This window comes from Endozoicomonas arenosclerae (assembly GCF_001562015.1).
In the GTDB taxonomy this organism is placed as follows: Bacteria; Pseudomonadota; Gammaproteobacteria; order Pseudomonadales; family Endozoicomonadaceae; genus Endozoicomonas_A; species Endozoicomonas_A arenosclerae.
Map to the genome: position 1 here is coordinate 1 of NZ_LASA01000229.1, position 3,258 is coordinate 3,258.

6 protein-coding genes are annotated in these 3,258 nt (G+C 44.8%); 4 read left to right on the forward strand and 2 right to left on the reverse strand.

Annotated features, from left to right (window positions below):
- Positions 1 to 187: transposase (locus WG89_RS27995; protein ID WP_172806680.1), on the forward strand; the 187-nt coding region annotated here is incomplete at its 5' end.
- 192 nt (positions 188 to 379) lie between these two features.
- On the opposite strand, the gene WG89_RS28000 is transcribed toward WG89_RS27995, so the two are convergent.
- Complete coding sequence (locus tag WG89_RS28000) at positions 380 to 1,351, reverse strand: aldo/keto reductase (protein WP_062271007.1); 972 nt, start codon at positions 1,349 to 1,351, stop codon at positions 380 to 382.
- Positions 1,352 to 1,410: 59 nt separating this feature from the next.
- Entirely contained in the window at positions 1,411 to 1,716 is a 306-nt protein-coding gene (locus tag WG89_RS28005) for a DUF1244 domain-containing protein (RefSeq protein ID WP_062271009.1), read from the reverse strand.
- Positions 1,717 to 2,089: 373 nt separating this feature from the next.
- On the opposite strand from WG89_RS28005, the gene WG89_RS28010 reads away from it, so the two are divergent.
- The 3 genes from WG89_RS28010 to WG89_RS28020 are packed head-to-tail and all read left to right on the forward strand — an operon-like array spanning position 2,090 to position 3,102.
- Positions 2,090 to 2,533, forward strand: a complete 444-nt coding sequence (locus WG89_RS28010) for a PTS sugar transporter subunit IIA (RefSeq protein ID WP_062271010.1) — start codon at positions 2,090 to 2,092, stop codon at positions 2,531 to 2,533.
- 10 nt (positions 2,534 to 2,543) lie between these two features.
- Positions 2,544 to 2,807, forward strand: a complete 264-nt coding sequence (locus tag WG89_RS28015) for a PTS sugar transporter subunit IIB (RefSeq protein WP_062271012.1) — start codon at positions 2,544 to 2,546, stop codon at positions 2,805 to 2,807.
- Between the two features lie 13 nt (positions 2,808 to 2,820).
- Entirely contained in the window at positions 2,821 to 3,102 is a 282-nt protein-coding gene (locus WG89_RS28020; RefSeq protein ID WP_062271014.1) for a PTS transporter subunit IIC, read from the forward strand.
- Positions 3,103 to 3,258: the final 156 nt, after the last annotated feature.

The following is a 3,258-nucleotide window of genomic DNA, read 5'->3' on the forward strand; positions in this document are numbered from 1 at the left end:
CCCTGAAGTTAAGCAAAAGTTATGGGGTGGAGCATTCTGGAGTTCAGGATATTTTATGAATACTGTCGGCCAGCATGGTAATGAAGATGTAATTGCAAATTATGTCAAAAACCAAGGCAATGCGGAGTACAAGCAGCTACACCGGAAGGAAATAAGTCCGAACCAAATCAGTCTGTTTATGGACTGACCACTCAAGTTGCACTGAGGATACCCCGCAGCTTGCTGCGGGGTAGTTCATTTGGAAATTCTATTATCAGGCTATAGAAGGCAACAGGGTGCTTCGTTGCAAACAGTTCTACCCACAGCTGCATGATTAACTGTCACTAAGATTGAATTCTGCACTCAATCAAGGTGCAGAATTCAACGCATCAAATAAGAATCAGGGTAAAGGTTGTCCTCTGGAAGCAATATACAGCTTGTACCAGTCTTCCCGGCTCATATTGATATCCACCGCTTGAGAACAGGCTCGGATACGATCTTCATGGGTCGTGCCAATAACCGGTTGAATGCTGGCCGGATGCCTCATGAGCCAGGCCAGAACGATCCCTTCTTTAGAGGTCTGATATTCTTCAGCCATTTGAGCCACCAGGCTGGCGGTTGCCTTTACGGATTCAGACTCGTTGCTGACATCTTTCCCGGTAAATAAACCTTGATCCAGACAGCCCCAGGCTTGCAGCTGAACACTGTGTCTTCGACAATAATCTACCAGTCCTGGTGTAAAACCTGTGCCAGCACTTTCATTCATGGCCACCAGTACGCCATCATCCACAAAGTCACAACGCCCAAGACTCAGGGGTAACTGATTAGTAATCAGGGGCTGCTCAATGCAAGAGTGAAGGTAAGCAATCTGGTGTTGGTTCATATTGGAAACACCAAAATGACGAACCTTTCCGCTGTCGTATAGGCGGGTAAAGGCTTCAGCAATTAACTCCGGCTCCATCAGCGGGTCAGGGCGGTGAAGCAGGAGAATATCGAGATACTCTGTGCCCAACCTTTCCAGGATTTCGTTGACACTGAATTCAATCCACTGGGGAGAAAGGTCATATCGGCCAGGGTTGTTCTCATCCGCAAAACGAATACCGCATTTGGACTGGATGATCAGATCCTGCCTGAGTCTGGGTTCTGCCTTAAGCACACTACTGAATGCCTGCTCTGCTTTGCCCATTGTGTAGATGTCGGCGTGGTCAAAGAAATTGATGCCACTTTCCAAGGCGGTATTCACGGCTTTGTGAGCCAGCGTATAGTCCTGATCGGTAATGGGGTTACTGTTCCAATCACCTCCCAGGCCCATGCATCCATAAACCAGCCGGCTGGCCTTGGGAATGTGAATCTGTAACGGAAAACGACTCATACTCAGTTCTCTTGTTCAGGATTGGCATCAATATAGCTGTCAGACAGGCAAAAAGGGCATTACTTCTTTTGCCTGGCCTCAAAAGCAGCCATCTGTTCCGGTGTAGCCGGTCGCTGGTGTTTCTCTTTCCATTCGGAATAAGGCATGCCATAGATGCGTTCTCTGGCTTCGTTATCGGATACCTCAACACCCAGATCATCTGCAGCAGATTTGTACCATTTGCCCAGACAGTTGCGGCAGAAGTTAGCCAGAATCATCAGGTCAATGTTCTGAACGTCCTTGTTGTCGTCAAGGTGCTTCAGCAGTCTGCGAAAGGTAGCTGCATCCAGTTTGTCCTGAGTTTCCTGATCAATCTGTGTACTCATAACTTAATCCTCCTACGAATGGCAGGGAGTGTAAGAAATTGTGGCGCAATAAAAAAGAGGCTGATATGAGAAGTTCATGCGTCTTATCGTTGAGATAAAAATTAAATATGAATGGTTGATGAATAAGAGGGCTATTTAAATAATAAATATCGTTATTGAATAAATAACCGCCCATTTGTTTAAAAGATGTTCTGCTGTTGATATGAGTCAAGTCAGTGCGATGGTTTTTGATGGGCTTTGTTTTTCATGGTTAATATCTGAATGAAAATTTGACGTGGGTCATCTAAATAAAAAAACAAGAGCCATAGACTGAAAAAAAGATAACAGATCGACACAGTTAAGCTCGTAACAGGTTTTTAAATTTGGATGCTTTATGCTCAGTCAATTGCTTGTTGATGATCGCATAGCTGTTTTTGATTCAGTCACTGACTGGCAAGAAGCTATTGATCGTGTATGTGAACCGTTAATTAATGACGGATCAATTTCCATCTCTTATAAAGAGGCCATTTTCAAATCAACCGATGAGTTAGGGCCCTATTATGTGGTGGCTCCTCAAATTGCCATGCCCCACGCCAGGCCTGATGAAGGTGCGATTAAAAATGCCTTGTCGCTCTTGATTGTCAAAGAAGGGGTGAGCTTCCACAGCTCGGAAAATGACCCTATTCGTCTGATCCTGCTCCTCTCTGCAGCTGACAGCAACCAACACATTGAGCTGATTACGTCTATCTCAGAGTTCTTCTGCCACGAAGAGGATGTAGAGAAGGTTATTCAGTCCAGCTCGAATCAAGAAATTATCGAAGTTATCAAAAACTATTAAGAGGTTTGTCATGAGAATTATGGCTGTCTGCAGTACGGGTTTGGGCTCTTCTTTCATGATTGAAATGAAGGTAAAAGAGATTCTGAATGAAATCGGTGTTGAAGGTGAAGTGAATCACACCGACTTAGGTTCAGTAACACCGGATATGGCAGATGTTTTTATTTGCACAAAAGATTTAGCGGATTCCATTCTTTCTGGCGATGTAATTGCTATTCCTAATATTACGGATAAAGCAGCCATGAAAGAAAAATTGCAAGAGTATATGAATCAATAACAGGGTGTGAAGTATGCTTGAGCTCTTAATGGATGTACTCAGTACACCCGCCATTCTAATTGGTCTGGTTGCTTTAATTGGCCTGGCTATTCAAAAGAAACCTGCACCTGAGGTGGTAAAAGGCACCATTAAAACCATACTGGGGTTCCTGGTTATTGGTGGAGGTGCCGGTATTCTGGTAGCCGCTATTACTCCAATGGGTACCCAGGGCAATTGCATCAATTCAGAACGACTGAGCAAAGCAGCTTTTTCAGGTGCTTATGGTCCCACCCTGCTAGCTTCCGGTGACTCTTGATACTGCGACTTCCCTTATTGGCTTTGATAGCGTTCAGCGCAAGCCGTCTCAGAATGGAGAAATTTTCAGCCCCATTTCCTGTGCTTATCTGACATGCGTCCTCTGAAAATGCAACGTCCAAAATCCAGTGCAGATTATTCTCCACCGCCCAATGAT

What these genes read in the sequence shown, in the direction of transcription:
- WG89_RS28000 (WP_062271007.1), bottom strand. Translation starts at nt 1,351, where the DNA reads ATGAGTCGTTTTCCGTTACAGATTCACATTCCCAAGGCCAGCCGGCTG.
- WG89_RS28020 (WP_062271014.1), top strand. Translation starts at nt 2,821, where the DNA reads ATGCTTGAGCTCTTAATGGATGTACTCAGTACACCCGCCATTCTAATT.
- WG89_RS28010 (WP_062271010.1), top strand. Translation starts at nt 2,090, where the DNA reads ATGCTCAGTCAATTGCTTGTTGATGATCGCATAGCTGTTTTTGATTCA.
- WG89_RS28005 (WP_062271009.1), bottom strand. Translation starts at nt 1,716, where the DNA reads ATGAGTACACAGATTGATCAGGAAACTCAGGACAAACTGGATGCAGCT.
- WG89_RS28015 (WP_062271012.1), top strand. Translation starts at nt 2,544, where the DNA reads ATGAGAATTATGGCTGTCTGCAGTACGGGTTTGGGCTCTTCTTTCATG.